The organism is Streptomyces sp. NPDC048383 (genome assembly GCF_040651775.1).
Lineage (GTDB): Bacteria > Actinomycetota > Actinomycetes > Streptomycetales > Streptomycetaceae > Streptomyces.
The window spans coordinates 1-12,748 of the sequence record NZ_JBEZKS010000010.1 but is presented as its reverse complement, the minus strand read 5'-3'; the positions used below and the strand labels follow the sequence as shown (position 1 = coordinate 12,748).

Sequence of the window (12,748 nt, the reverse complement as noted above, 5' to 3'; positions counted from 1 at the left end):
CCGGTCGGCCGGGCGCCGGGCCCGTCGGCCGGGCGCGGGGCGCGTCGGCCGGGCCCTCAGGGCGCCGTCACGAAGTCGATCAGCTCTTCGACGCGCCCCAGCAGGGCGGGCTCCAGGTCCCGGTACGAGGTCACCCGCGACAGGATGTGCTGCCAAGCGGCCCCGGTGTTCTCCGGCCAGCCCAGCGCACGGCAGATGCCCGTCTTCCAGTCCTGGCCGCGCGGCACCACGGGCCAGGCCGCGATGCCCAGCGCGGACGGCTTCACCGCCTGCCAGACGTCCACGTACGGGTGGCCCACGACCAGCACGTCCGCGCCGGTCACGGCCGCCGCGATCCGGGACTCCTTCGAGCCGGGAACCAGGTGGTCCACCAGGACGCCCAGGCGGGCGTCCGGAGCCGGGGCGAACTCCGCCACCACGGCGGGCAGGTCGTTGACGCCCTCCAGGTACTCCACGACCACGCCCTCGACGCGCAGGTCGTCGCCCCAGACCCGCTCCACGAGCTCCGCGTCGTGCCGGCCCTCGACGTAGATGCGCCCCGCCCGGGCCACCCGGGCCCGGGCCCCGGGGACGGCCACCGAACCCGACGCCGTACGGGCGGGCGCGGCCGGCGCCCGCGCGGCGCGCACCAGGGTCACGGGGGCGCCCTCCAGCAGGAAGCCGGCCGGCTCCAGGGGGAAGGCCCGGCGCTTGCCGAAGCGGTCCTCCAGGGTCACGACGCCGGCCTCGCACTCGACGACCGCGCCGCAGAAGTCGCCGCCGGCGACCTCGACCACCAGGCCGGGATCGGCCGGCACCTGGGGCACCGCCCGGGGGCGCTTCCACTGCGGGGTCAGGTCGGGGGAGTACTCGCGCATCCGGCCGAGCGTAGGAGAGCCGCGCCGATCACGCCTCCGACACGCCGAACCTGGCCGCCAGTGTGGCGCGTTGCTCACGTACGAAGCCGGCCGTGACCAGCGCTCCGTGACCCGGCACGTACACGGCGTCGTCCCCGCCCAGCGACAGCAGCCGGTCCAGGGCGGCGGGCCACTGCCCGGGAACCGCGTCCCGGCCCGCCTGGGGCTCGCCCGACTCCTCGACGAGGTCCCCGCAGAACACCACCTCGCGCTCGCCCGGCACGAAGACGGTCAGGTCGTACTGCGAGTGCGCGGGCCCCAGATTGGCCAGCAGCACCTGCACCCCGCCCAGCTCCAACGTCCACTCGCCCGACACCAGGTGCCGCGGCGCCCGCAACAGCTCCGCCGCCTCGGCCGCGTCCTGCGGCGCCAGCCCGTTGCGCACCGCGCTCGCCCGCAGCTCCTCGCGGCCCTTGGCGGACGCCAGCAGCCGCTCCAGGCCGACCGCGCCGAAGACCTCGGCCTCCGGGAAGGCCGGCGCACCCATGACGTGGTCGAAATGTCCGTGTGTGAATGCGATATGGGTCACGCGGCGCCCCGTCAGCCGCTCCGCCTCGGCGCGCACCTCGGCGCCCTCCCGGACCGAGGAACCCGGGTCGATCAGGAGGACCGACTCGTCCCCCACCACCAGTCCCACCGTGCAGTCCCACACCGGAAGGCGGCGCCGACCGGCCCGTCCGGTCAGTCGTTCCCAGCCCGCCTCTTCCCAACGTACGTCCATGGCGCGACGCTACCCTGACGGGCCGCCCTTGCCCCGCTCGTACCACCCGGCCGTACACTGACCGGGGGATCTCTGGCACTCGCCCGCCCGGAGTGCCAACAGCGGTCGATCGAGCCGGACCGAAGCAGGGCCGAAGATCGACCGAAGCAGGACCACAGCCCGACCACAGCCCGACCGAGACCGACCGATACGACCGCTTCCGGAGGTGTGCGCGATGCTCAGTGAACGCAGGCTCGAAGTGCTGCGCGCCATCGTCCAGGACTACGTCGGGACGGAGGAACCGGTCGGTTCCAAGGCGCTCACCGAGCGGCACCGCCTCGGCGTCTCCCCGGCGACCGTGCGCAACGACATGGCCGTGCTGGAGGAGGAGGGCTACATCGCCCAACCCCACACCAGCGCCGGTCGGATCCCCACGGACAAGGGCTACCGCCTCTTCGTCGACAAACTGGCGGGGGTCAAACCGCTGTCGACGCCCGAGCGCAGGGCCATCCAGAATTTCCTCGACGGGGCCGTCGACCTCGACGACGTGGTGGGCCGCACGGTGCGCCTGCTGGCGCAGCTCACCCGCCAGGTCGCCGTCGTCCAGTACCCGTCCCTGACCCGCTCCACCGTCCGGCACGTCGAGCTGCTCTCCCTGGCCCCGGCCCGGCTGATGCTCGTGGTGATCACGGACACCGGGCGGGTCGAGCAGCGGCTCGTGGACTGCCAGACGCCCTTCGGGGAGACCTCCCTGGCCGACCTGCGGGCGCGGCTCAACAGTCGGGTCGTCGGCCGTCGGTTCACCGACGTGCCGCAGCTCGTGCAGGACCTTCCGGAGTCGTTCGAGACCGAGGACCGGGCGACGGTCAAGGCCGTCCTCGACACCCTCCTCGAAACGCTGGAGGAGGAGGCGGAGGAGCGGCTGATGATCGGCGGCACCGCCAACCTCACCCGCTTCGGACATGATTTTCCCTTGACGATCAGGCCGGTGCTCGAAGCGCTGGAGGAGCACGTCGTGCTGCTCAAGCTGCTGGGCGAGGCAGGGGAGTCGGGGATGGCGGTACGGATCGGTCACGAGAACGCCTACGAGGGGCTCAACTCCACGTCGGTCGTCTCCGTCGGCTACGGTTCGGGCGGCGAGGCAGTCGCCAAACTCGGCGTGGTCGGACCGACCCGCATGGACTACCCCGGAACGATGGGAGCGGTACGCGCAGTGGCACGTTACGTCGGACAGATCCTGGCGGAGTCGTAAGTGGCCACGGACTACTACGCCGTACTCGGCGTGCGCCGCGACGCATCGCAGGACGAGATCAAGAAGGCGTTCCGGCGGCTCGCCCGCGAGCTGCACCCGGACGTCAATCCCGATCCCAAGACGCAAGAGCGCTTCAAGGAGATCAACGCCGCCTACGAGGTCCTCTCGGACCCGCAGAAGAAGCAGGTCCACGACCTCGGCGGGGACCCACTCTCCGCCGGCGGCGGTGGCGGCGCGGGCGGCTTCGGAGCCGGTGGCTTCGGCAACTTCTCGGACATCATGGACGCCTTCTTCGGCCAGTCCCAGCAGCGCGGACCGCGCTCGCGGACCCGCCGCGGCCAGGACGCCATGATCCGCCTGGAGCTGGAACTGGACGAGGCGGCCTTCGGGACCACCAAGCCCATCCAGGTCGACACGGCCATCGTCTGCACCACCTGCTCCGGTGAGGGCGCCGCACCCGGCACCTCCGCGCAGACGTGCGACATGTGCCGCGGTCGCGGCGAGGTCTCGCAGGTCACCCGGTCCTTCCTGGGCCAGGTCATGACCTCGCGCCCCTGCCCCCAGTGCCAGGGCTTCGGCACCGTGGTCCCCACCCCGTGCACCGAGTGCGCGGGCGACGGCCGGGTCCGGTCCCGCCGCAACCTGACGGTCAAGATCCCCGCCGGCGTCGAGAACGGCACCCGGATTCAGCTCGCGGGCGAGGGCGAGGTCGGCCCCGGCGGCGGCCCCGCCGGCGACCTCTACGTGGAGATCCACGAGCTGCCCCACCCGACCTTCCAGCGGCGCGGCGACGACCTGCACTGCACGGTCACCATCCCGATGACCGCGGCCTCCCTGGGCACCAAGTGCCCGCTGGAGACCCTGGACGGCATGGAGGAGATCGACATCCGGCCCGGCACCCAGTCCGGCCAGTCGATCCCGCTGCACGGGCGCGGCGTCACGCACCTGCGCGGCGGCGGCCGCGGCGACCTCATCGTCCACGTCGAGGTGACCACCCCGAGCAAGCTGGACGCCCCGCAGGAGGAACTGCTGCGCCAGCTGGCCAAGCTGCGGGGCGAGGAGCGGCCCACGGGGCAGTTCGCGCCTGGCCAGCAGGGTCTGTTCAGCCGTCTGAAGGACGCGTTCAACGGCCGCTGAGCGGCCCGCGACACCGCCGCAGGAGCCCGGCCCGGGTCACCCCGGACCGGGCTCCCGCGCGTTCGCGCAGGCCCGAACGGGCCGGGCGGGAAGGGGACTATGCCAGGCGAATGCCGTGATTCGGTCCGGTGGTCGGGACGTGGCACGATGCAGTCCATGTCCTCCGCACCGAACGGTCTCTCCCGGTACCCGATCGTGCAGGCTCCCATGGCGGGCGGCGCCTCCTGCCCGCCCCTGGCGGCCGCCGTGTGCGAGGCCGGCGGGCTGGGCTTCCTCGCCGGCGGCTACAAGACCGCCGACGGCATGTACCAGGAGATCAAGCAGACGCGCGGGCTCACCCGCCGCCCCTTCGGCGTGAACCTCTTCATGCCGCAGACCGGCTACGTCGACCCGGCCGCCGTCGAGGCCTACCGCGGGCAGCTCGCCGGCGAGGCCAGCTGGTACGAGGTCTCCCTCGCCGAGGAGGACATCATCGGGACCTGCGACGACGGCTACGACGCCAAACTCGCCATCCTCCTCGACGACCCCGTCCCCGTCGTCTCCTTCACCTTCGGCTGCCCCGCGCCCGCCGTGTTCACCCGGCTGCGCAACGCCGGCACCTACGGCATCGTCACCGTCACCTCCGTCGACGAGGCCCGCGCCGCGCAGGAAGCCGGCGCCGACGCCCTCTGCGTCCAGGGCGTCGAGGCCGGCGGCCACCAGGGCACCCACCGCGACGACCCGCAGATCGACGGCACCGCCGGCGTGGGCCTGCTCGCCCTGGTCACCCAGGTACGGGAAGCGGTCACCCTGCCCCTCATCGCCTCGGGCGGCCTCATGCGCGGCGCGCAGATCGCCGCCCTCCTCGCCGCCGGCGCGGAGGCGGCGCAGCTCGGCACCGCCTTCCTCGCCTGCCCCGAGTCGGGCGCGCACCCGCTGCACAAGAAGGCCCTGACGGACCCCCTGTTCGCCCACACCGAACTCACCCGGGCGTTCTCGGGCCGGCCGGCCCGGGGCCTGGTCAACCGGTTCATGCGCGAGCACGGACCGTACGCCCCCGCCGCCTACCCGCAGATCCACCACATGACCTCCGGGCTGCGCAAGGCGGCCGCCGCCGCCGGCGACCCGCAGGGCATGTCCCTGTGGGCCGGCCAGGGACACCGCATGGCACGGACGATGCCGGCCGGCGACCTGGTGGAACTACTGACGGCCGAACTGGCCGAGGCACAGAGCACGTTGAAGATGTTGCACCCGAGGAGAGCGTCATGACGGCCCCCGTGTTCGTGGTCGAAGAGGTCCCCGCGGGGCCCGAGTTCGTACTGGACGGCCCCGAGGGCCGGCACGCCGTGTCCGTGAAGCGACTGAACCCGGGCGAGGAACTCGTCCTCACCGACGGCCGCGGCCGCTGGGCCGAGGCCGTCGTGAAGTCCGCCGAGGGCAAGGACCGGCTCGTCGTCTCCCTCTCCGAGGTGTCCGAGGAAGCCGAACCGGCCGTCCGCATCACGGTCGTCCAGGCCCTGCCCAAGGGCGACCGGGGCGAGGTCGCCGTCGAGACGATGACCGAGACCGGCGTCGACGCGATCGTCCCCTGGCAGGCCTCGCGCTGCATCACCCAGTGGCGCGGCGACCGCGGCGCCAAGTCGCTGGCCAAGTGGCGGGCCACCGCCCGGGAATCCGGCAAGCAGTCCCGCCGCGTCCGCTTCCCCGAGGTCGCCGAGGCGCTCTCCACGAAACAGGTCGCCGCGCTGCTCGCCGAGGCCGACCTGGCCATGGTGCTCCACGAGGACCGCGACGCCGCCTCCGACGCCCTCGCCACGGCCCCGCTGCCGGAATCGGGCTCCGTCGTCCTGGTCGTCGGCCCCGAGGGCGGCGTCTCGCCCGAGGAACTGGCCGCCTTCGCGCAGGCGGGCGCCCGGCCCCACCGGCTGGGCCGCAGCGTCCTGCGCACCTCCACCGCGGGCACGGCCGCGACCGCCGTCCTGCTGGCGCGCACCGGCCGCTGGTCCTGAGCCGCCGCCCCCGCCGGGGCGGCCGGGCTCCGGTGGATCTCCGGCGGACCGAGCCTTCCACGGCGCCGGGGGCGGCTACGATGCCCGGACCGATCAACGTCACGGGAGGCGCAGCAATGGCCGGGGAACCGCAGGCGGACTGCCTGTTCTGCAAGATCGTCGCGGGCGCCGTCCCGGCGACCGTGGTCCGGGAGACCGCGACGACCATCGCCTTCCGGGACATCAACCCGCAGGCACCGACCCACGTCCTGGTCATCCCCAAGGCGCACTACCCCGACGCCGCCTCCCTCGCGGCCGGCGCGCCGGCCCTCGCCGCCGACGTACTGGCCGAGGCCGGCCGGGTCGCCGCCGACGAGAAGATCGAGGAGCACGGCTACCGGATCGTCCTCAACACGGGCGCCGGCGCCGGCCAGACCGTCTTCCACGCGCACGCGCACGTGCTCGGTGGCCGCGGCCTCGAATGGCCCCCGGGATAAGTCGTGTCCGTACGCGAATTCGTGGTGCTCGGCACCGCCAGCCAGGTCCCCACGCGGCACCGCAACCACAACGGCTACCTGCTGCGCTGGGACGGCGAGGGCATCCTCTTCGACCCGGGCGAGGGCACGCAGCGCCAGATGCTGCGCGCCGGGGTCGCCGCGCACGACATCAACCGGATCTGCGTCACGCACTTCCACGGTGACCACAGCCTCGGCCTGGCCGGGGTGATCCAGCGCATCAACCTGGACCAGGTCCCGCACCCGGTCACCGCGCACTACCCGGCCTCCGGGCAGAAGTTCTTCGACCGGCTCCGGTACGCGACGGCCTACCGGGAGACGGTGGCGCTCGCCGAGGAGCCCGTCTCGCGGGACGGGGTGCTCGCGCGGGGGCCCTCGTACGTCCTGGAAGCACGACTGCTCTCGCACCCGGTGGAGTCCTTCGGCTACCGGATCACCGAGCCGGACGGGCGTCGGATGGTGCCGGAGCTGCTCGCGCGGCACGGGATCAAGGGGCCGGACGTGGGGCGGATCCAGCGCGAGGGCCGGCTGGGCGGGGTCGGTCTCGACGACGTCAGCGAGCACCGGGCCGGTCAGCGGTTCGCCTTCGTCATGGACACGCGGCTGTGCTCCGGGGTGGACGAGCTGGCGCGGGGCTGCGACATGTTGGTGATCGAGTCGACGTTCCTGGAGGCCGACGAGCGGCTCGCCACCGACCACGGCCACCTCACCGCGGGGCAGGCGGCGCGGGTGGCGCGGGACGCGGGCGTCCGGCACCTGGTCCTGACGCACTTCTCGCAGCGGTACTCCGACCCCTCGGCATTCGAGCGGGAGGCGCGGGCGGCGGGGTTCGAGGGCGAGCTGACGATCGCGGCGGACCTGGTGACGGTGGCGGTACCGAAGCGCCCCTGACGGGGCGCCCGGGCCGCGCGCGGCGGGTGTCGCCCGGAGCGGCGATCCGGCGGTGAGGTGCGTCACACTGGGTTCGGCTCTGCCGGGCGGGGCGGCGCCGGCAGTTTTCCGGCGCCCGTCAGGGCTTTTCACCCGCGACCCCCGAGGAGAAACGACACTTCGCAGACCCGGCCGGAGCCGGCCGGACCGTCCGCACCCATCGGGAGCTTCATGAAGCCTCATGGAGCGCCACAGACCTTCGCGCAGCGGGGAGACCACCGTGACCAGTCGGGACAGCCTCATCGGCCCGCAGGGAGAGCCGGACGAGCCGGGCGAGCCGGACGAGCCGGGCGAGCTGGATGGGCCGGGCGAGCTGGATGGGCCGGGTGAGTCGGACGAGCTCGACCACCTGGACCCGCTGGGTCCGGTCCGCGATCCCCACGAACCGGGCTGCGACGTCTACCTCACCGGCACCGTCTTCCTCGACATCATCTTCACCGGCCTCGACTCCGCCCCGGTGCGCGGTACGGAGTCCTGGGCGCGCGGCATGGGCTCCAGCCCCGGCGGCGTCGCCAACATGGCCACCGCGCTGGCCCGGCTCGGCCTGCGGACCTCCCTCGCCGCCGCCTTCGGCGACGACCACTACGGCGAGTACTGCTGGGACGCGCTCGAACAGGGCGAGGGCATCGACCTCGCCATGTCGCGGACCATCCCCGGCTGGCACAGCCCCGTCACCGTCTCGATGGCCTACGAGGGCGAGCGCACGATGGTCTCCCACGGCCACGAGGCCCCGCCCCCCGCCGGATCCGGGGCCGTCCCCCGCTGCCCCCCTAAGGCCCGGGCGGCCGTGGCCTCGCTGGCCGCCGGGCCGGGGGAGCCGTGGATCGCCGAGGCCGCCCGGCGCGGCTCGCGGATCTTCGCGGACGTGGGCTGGGACGAGACCGGGCGCTGGGACCTGGGCGCCCTCACCGATCTGGAGCACTGCGAGGCCTTCCTCCCCAACGCGGGCGAGGCGATGCGCTACACCGGGACCGAGTGTCCGCGCGCCGCCGCCCGGGCGCTCGCCGAGAAGGTGCCGGTGGCGGTGGTGACGATGGGCTCCGAGGGCTCGTACGCGGTCGACTCCCGGACCGGGGAGACCGCCGAGGTGCCCGCGATCACGGTGGACGCCCTGGACCCCACCGGCGCGGGGGACGTGTACGTCGCCGGGTTCGTCACCGGCAGCCTGGCCGGGTGGCCGCTGGCCGACCGGCTGGCCTTCGCCGGGCTGACGGCCGCCCTGTCCGTCCAGGAGTTCGGCGGCTCCCTCTCCGCGCCGGGCTGGCCGGAAGTGGCCCACTGGTGGCGCGCGGCCCCGGACCCGCTGCGGGAGCGGTACGGCTTCCTGGACGCACTGGTGCCCCCCGGCGCCACCCCCTCGCCGCGCCGCCGCGCCGTCCCGACGATCGGGTTCAAGCACCCCGTGTGACCGTACGCCCGTATCCGACGCGGCCCAGCCGGAAAACCCCTCGGGGAAGCGAGGTCGTGGACGTACCCTTGGTACTCCGGAGGTCGGCGATCCGCGCGACCCTTCAGTGGGAGGTATGCGCAGGCCACAGTGCCGGCCCATGACTCAGACACCGACAGGCCACACCCCCGCGCCGGGTCAGGCGCGCGCCCACTTCACGGTTCCGGCCACCCACCCCATGGTGACGGTGCTCGGTTCCGGCGACGCCCTGCTGCGCGTGATCGAGAGGGCTTTCCCGAAGGCCGACATCCACGTGCGGGGCAATCAGGTCAGCGCGGTGGGTGAAGCGGCGGAAGTCGCACTCATCCAGCGCTTGTTCGACGAGATGATGCTGGTGCTCCGCACCGGGCAGCCGATGACGGAGGACGCAGTGGAACGCTCGATCGGCATGCTCCGGGCCAACGGCTCGGGAGGCGGCGAGGACGAGACCCCCGCCGAGGTGCTCACGCAGAACATCCTCTCCAGCCGCGGCCGGACGATCCGCCCCAAGACGCTCAACCAGAAACGGTACGTCGACGCGATCGACAAGAACACGATCGTCTTCGGCATCGGCCCCGCCGGTACCGGCAAGACCTACCTCGCCATGGCGAAGGCGGTCCAGGCGCTGCAGTCCAAGCAGGTCAGCCGGATCATCCTGACCCGCCCCGCCGTCGAGGCCGGCGAGCGCCTCGGCTTCCTGCCCGGCACCCTGTTCGACAAGATCGACCCGTACCTGCGGCCGCTCTACGACGCCCTGCACGACATGATCGACCCGGACTCCATCCCCCGCCTGATGGCGGCCGGAACGATCGAGGTGGCACCCCTGGCATATATGCGGGGTCGCACCCTTAATGAGGCTTTTGTCGTTCTCGACGAGGCGCAGAACACCACCACCGAGCAGATGAAGATGTTCCTGACCCGGCTCGGCTTCGATTCGAAGATCGTGGTCACCGGGGACGTGACGCAGGTCGACCTGCCGGGTGGCGCCCGTAGCGGTCTGCGGCAGGTGCAGGACATCCTGGAAGGCCTGCCCGACATCCACTTCTCGCGGCTCACGTCCGAGGATGTCGTCCGCCACAAGCTGGTCGGCCGTATCGTCGACGCGTACGAGAAGTACGACGACAGCCAGCAGGCCACGAACGGCCACCAGCGGAAGTAGAGCTCAGCGCACCATGTCGATCGACGTCAACAACGAGTCCGGAACCGAGGTCGACGAGCAGGCGATCCTCGACATCGCCCGCTACGCGCTCACCCGGATGCGGATCCACCCGCTCTCCGAGCTCTCCGTCATCGTCATCGACGAGGACGCCATGGAGCAGCTCCACATCCAGTGGATGGACCTGCCCGGCCCGACCGACGTCATGTCCTTCCCGATGGACGAACTGCGTCCGCCGACGAAGGACGACGAGGAGCCCCCGCAGGGGCTCCTCGGCGACATCGTGCTGTGCCCCGAAGTGGCGAAGAAGCAGGGCGAGGACGCCCCGACGCAGCACTCCATGGACGAGGAGCTCCAACTCCTCACCGTCCACGGAGTGCTGCACCTCCTCGGGTACGACCACGAGGAGCCGGACGAGAAGGCCGAGATGTTCGGCCTCCAGGCGGCCATCGTCGACGGCTGGCGCGGTGAACGCGGCGTGACCGGCCCGTCCCCGGCCCCGACCGTCTCGTGAACGCCCCCCAGCTGATCACGGGAGCGGTCCTGCTGGTGGTGGTGGCCTGGTTCGCGGCGTGCGCCGAGTCCGGGATCGCCCGCGTCTCCAGCTTCCGCGCCGAGCAGGCCGTACGGGAGAACCGGCGCGGCAGCGCGAAGCTCGCGCAGGTCACCGGCGACCCCACCCGCTACGTCAACGTGGCGCTACTGGTGCGCGTCACCTGCGAGATGGCGGCGGGCGTGCTCGTCACGTACGTCTGCCTCGACGAGTTCGGCGAGAACTGGACGGCGCTGTTCGTCGCCATCGGCGTGATGGTGCTGGTCTCCTACGTCGCGGTCGGCGTGTCCCCGCGCACCATCGGCCGCCAGCACCCGCTGAACACCGCGACGGCGGCCGCGTACGTCCTCGTACCGCTCGCCCGGATCATGGGGCCGATCCCGCAACTGCTGATCCTCATCGGCAACGCGCTCACGCCGGGCAAGGGATTCCGCAAGGGGCCGTTCGCCTCCGAGGCGGAGCTGCGCGCGATGGTGGACCTCGCGGAGAAGGAATCGCTGATCGAGGACGACGAGCGCCGGATGGTGCACCAGGTCTTCGAGTTGGGCGACACCCTCGTGCGCGAGGTGATGGTGCCGCGCACCGACCTGGTCTGCATAGAGCGGTACAAGACGGTCCGTCAGGCCACCACGCTCGCCCTGCGGTCCGGTTTCTCGCGGATCCCCGTCACCGGGGAGAACGAGGACGACATCGTCGGGATCGTCTACCTGAAGGACCTCGTCCGCAAGACCCACATCAGCCGGGAGGCGGAGACCGACCTGGTCTCCACGGCGATGCGGCAGGCGGTGTTCGTGCCGGACACGAAGAACGCCGGTGACCTGCTGCGCGAGATGCAGTCGGTGCGCAACCACGTGGCCGTGGTCATCGACGAGTACGGCGGCACGGCCGGGATCGTCACCATCGAGGACATCCTGGAGGAGATCGTCGGCGAGATCACCGACGAGTACGACCGCGAACTGCCGCCCGTCGAGGACCTGGGTGGTGACCGCTACCGGGTCACCGCGCGGCTGGACATCACCGACCTCGGCGAGCTGTTCGGGGCGTTGGCCTTCGACGACGAGGACGTGGAGACGGTCGGCGGGCTGCTGGCGAAGGCGCTGGGCCGGGTGCCGATCGCGGGTGCCTCGGCGATGGTCGACCTGCCGGACGGGCGCCCGCTGCGGCTGACGGCCGAATCCCCGGCGGGCCGCCGGAACAAGATCGTGACGGTGCTGGTCGAGCCGGTGCCGCCGGCGGCGGCCGACGGGGAGCAGGGCGAATGACGCCCGCCGAACTGCGCGAATTCTGCCTGGGCTTCAACGCGGCGGTCGAGGAGTTCCCGTTCACCCCGGAGACCTCGGTGTTCAAGGTGCTGGGCAAGGTGTTCGCGCTGAGCGCGCTGGATGCGGAGCCGCTGAAGGTCAACCTCAAGTGCGAGCCGGAGTTGGCGGTGCGCCAACGCGAGGAGCACGAGGCGATCGTGCCGGGTTGGCACATGAACAAGCGGCACTGGAACACGGTCACCGTGGGCGGTCTGCCGGACGCGCTGGTGCGCGAGCTGGTGGAGGACTCGTACGACCTGGTCGTCGCGGGGCTCCCGAAGGCGGAGCGGCTGCGGCTCGACCGGCCGTGAGCCGACCCGCTCGGGTCCGTGGACGGGGCCGGTCGTAGGGCCCCGCCCGCGCTCTCCCTATGCTTTCGACCATGACGGAGAGCACGGGCATCGACCCCGAGGACACCAAGATCATCACGCTGGCCCGCAGTGCCCGCGCCCGCAACGGGGTGCCCGAGGGGGCGGCCGTGCGCGACGAGACCGGCCGGACGTACGTCGCCGGGACGGTGGCGCTGGACTCCCTGCGGCTGAGCGCGCTGCGGACGGCGGTCGCGATGGCCGTGGCGAGCGGGGCGCGGTCGCTGGAGGCGGCGGCCGTGGTGACGGAGGCCGGGGCTCCGGCGGAGGCCGATCGCGCCGCCGTCGCGGACCTGGGCGGCCCGGACACCCCGATCCTCCTGGCGGCCCCGGACGGCACCCTCCAGTCGACCACCCCGGCCGGCGCCCCGGCCTGACCCGCCGCAGCGGCCTGGGGCTCCGCCCCCGCGGCCGGGGGTTCCGCCCCCGCCCGGACCCCGCGCCTCAATCGCCGGCGCGGCGTCCGGTTCGGCGGCTTGGGGGGCGTCGGGCGCCGGTCCCGGGGGGGGGGGGGGCCCGCCCCCCGCCCCCCCCCCCCCGGGGCGCG

The 12,748-nt window shown here is 72.8% G+C and carries 14 protein-coding genes; 12 read left to right on the top strand and 2 right to left on the bottom strand.

The window, feature by feature from the left end; translation table 11 throughout:
- Positions 1-56: 56 nt before the first annotated feature.
- Both AB0D46_RS09775 and AB0D46_RS09770 read right to left on the bottom strand, forming a co-directional pair.
- Complete coding sequence (locus AB0D46_RS09775; protein WP_362876770.1) at positions 57-857, bottom strand: DUF3097 domain-containing protein; 801 nt, start codon at positions 855-857, stop codon at positions 57-59.
- A 28-nt stretch (positions 858-885) separates the two neighbouring features.
- Positions 886-1,617 (bottom strand): MBL fold metallo-hydrolase, encoded by a 732-nt coding sequence (locus AB0D46_RS09770; RefSeq protein WP_362876769.1) that lies wholly within the window; start codon positions 1,615-1,617, stop codon positions 886-888.
- A gap of 214 nt (positions 1,618-1,831) precedes the next feature.
- Here AB0D46_RS09770 and hrcA point away from each other — a divergent pair, with 214 nt between their 5' ends.
- The 12 genes from hrcA to AB0D46_RS09710 all read left to right on the top strand — a co-directional run bounded on the left by hrcA (position 1,832) and on the right by AB0D46_RS09710 (position 12,578).
- Positions 1,832-2,848: a heat-inducible transcriptional repressor HrcA gene (gene hrcA, locus AB0D46_RS09765; protein ID WP_362876768.1), complete on the top strand. Its 1,017-nt coding sequence runs from the start codon at positions 1,832-1,834 to the stop codon at positions 2,846-2,848.
- Positions 2,849-3,985, top strand: coding sequence for a molecular chaperone DnaJ (gene dnaJ / locus AB0D46_RS09760; protein ID WP_362876767.1), 1,137 nt, complete (start codon positions 2,849-2,851; stop codon positions 3,983-3,985).
- Between the two features lie 156 nt (positions 3,986-4,141).
- Entirely contained in the window at positions 4,142-5,233 is a 1,092-nt protein-coding gene (locus AB0D46_RS09755) for a nitronate monooxygenase (RefSeq protein ID WP_362876766.1), read from the top strand.
- Entirely contained in the window at positions 5,230-5,973 is a 744-nt protein-coding gene (locus AB0D46_RS09750; protein ID WP_362876765.1) for a 16S rRNA (uracil(1498)-N(3))-methyltransferase, read from the top strand. Before AB0D46_RS09755 ends, AB0D46_RS09750 begins: the two co-directional genes overlap by 4 nt.
- 116 nt (positions 5,974-6,089) lie before the next feature.
- Positions 6,090-6,449, top strand: coding sequence for a histidine triad nucleotide-binding protein (locus AB0D46_RS09745; RefSeq protein WP_362876764.1), 360 nt, complete (start codon positions 6,090-6,092; stop codon positions 6,447-6,449).
- Positions 6,450-6,452: 3 nt separating this feature from the next.
- Complete coding sequence (locus AB0D46_RS09740; RefSeq protein WP_362876763.1) at positions 6,453-7,358, top strand: ribonuclease Z; 906 nt, start codon at positions 6,453-6,455, stop codon at positions 7,356-7,358.
- A 388-nt stretch (positions 7,359-7,746) separates the two neighbouring features.
- Positions 7,747-8,805 carry a PfkB family carbohydrate kinase gene (locus AB0D46_RS09735; protein ID WP_362876875.1) on the top strand — a complete coding sequence of 353 codons (1,059 nt, stop codon included), beginning with the start codon at positions 7,747-7,749 and terminating at the stop codon, positions 8,803-8,805.
- A 139-nt stretch (positions 8,806-8,944) separates the two neighbouring features.
- The gene (locus AB0D46_RS09730) at positions 8,945-9,982 is read left to right on the top strand and encodes a PhoH family protein (RefSeq protein ID WP_362876762.1); all 1,038 of its coding nucleotides are present in this window, start codon (positions 8,945-8,947) and stop codon (positions 9,980-9,982) included.
- Positions 9,983-9,995: 13 nt separating this feature from the next.
- The gene (ybeY, locus tag AB0D46_RS09725) at positions 9,996-10,493 is read left to right on the top strand and encodes an rRNA maturation RNase YbeY (protein WP_362876761.1); all 498 of its coding nucleotides are present in this window, start codon (positions 9,996-9,998) and stop codon (positions 10,491-10,493) included.
- Complete coding sequence (locus AB0D46_RS09720; protein ID WP_362876760.1) at positions 10,490-11,794, top strand: hemolysin family protein; 1,305 nt, start codon at positions 10,490-10,492, stop codon at positions 11,792-11,794. Before ybeY ends, AB0D46_RS09720 begins: the two co-directional genes overlap by 4 nt.
- A complete protein-coding gene (locus AB0D46_RS09715) occupies positions 11,791-12,144 on the top strand; it encodes an MmcQ/YjbR family DNA-binding protein (RefSeq protein WP_362876759.1) in 354 nt (117 codons plus the stop codon). Before AB0D46_RS09720 ends, AB0D46_RS09715 begins: the two co-directional genes overlap by 4 nt.
- Before the next feature lie 59 nt (positions 12,145-12,203).
- Positions 12,204-12,578 carry a cytidine deaminase gene (locus AB0D46_RS09710; protein ID WP_362876758.1) on the top strand — a complete coding sequence of 125 codons (375 nt, stop codon included), beginning with the start codon at positions 12,204-12,206 and terminating at the stop codon, positions 12,576-12,578.
- The last annotated feature ends 170 nt before the right edge of the window (positions 12,579-12,748 follow it).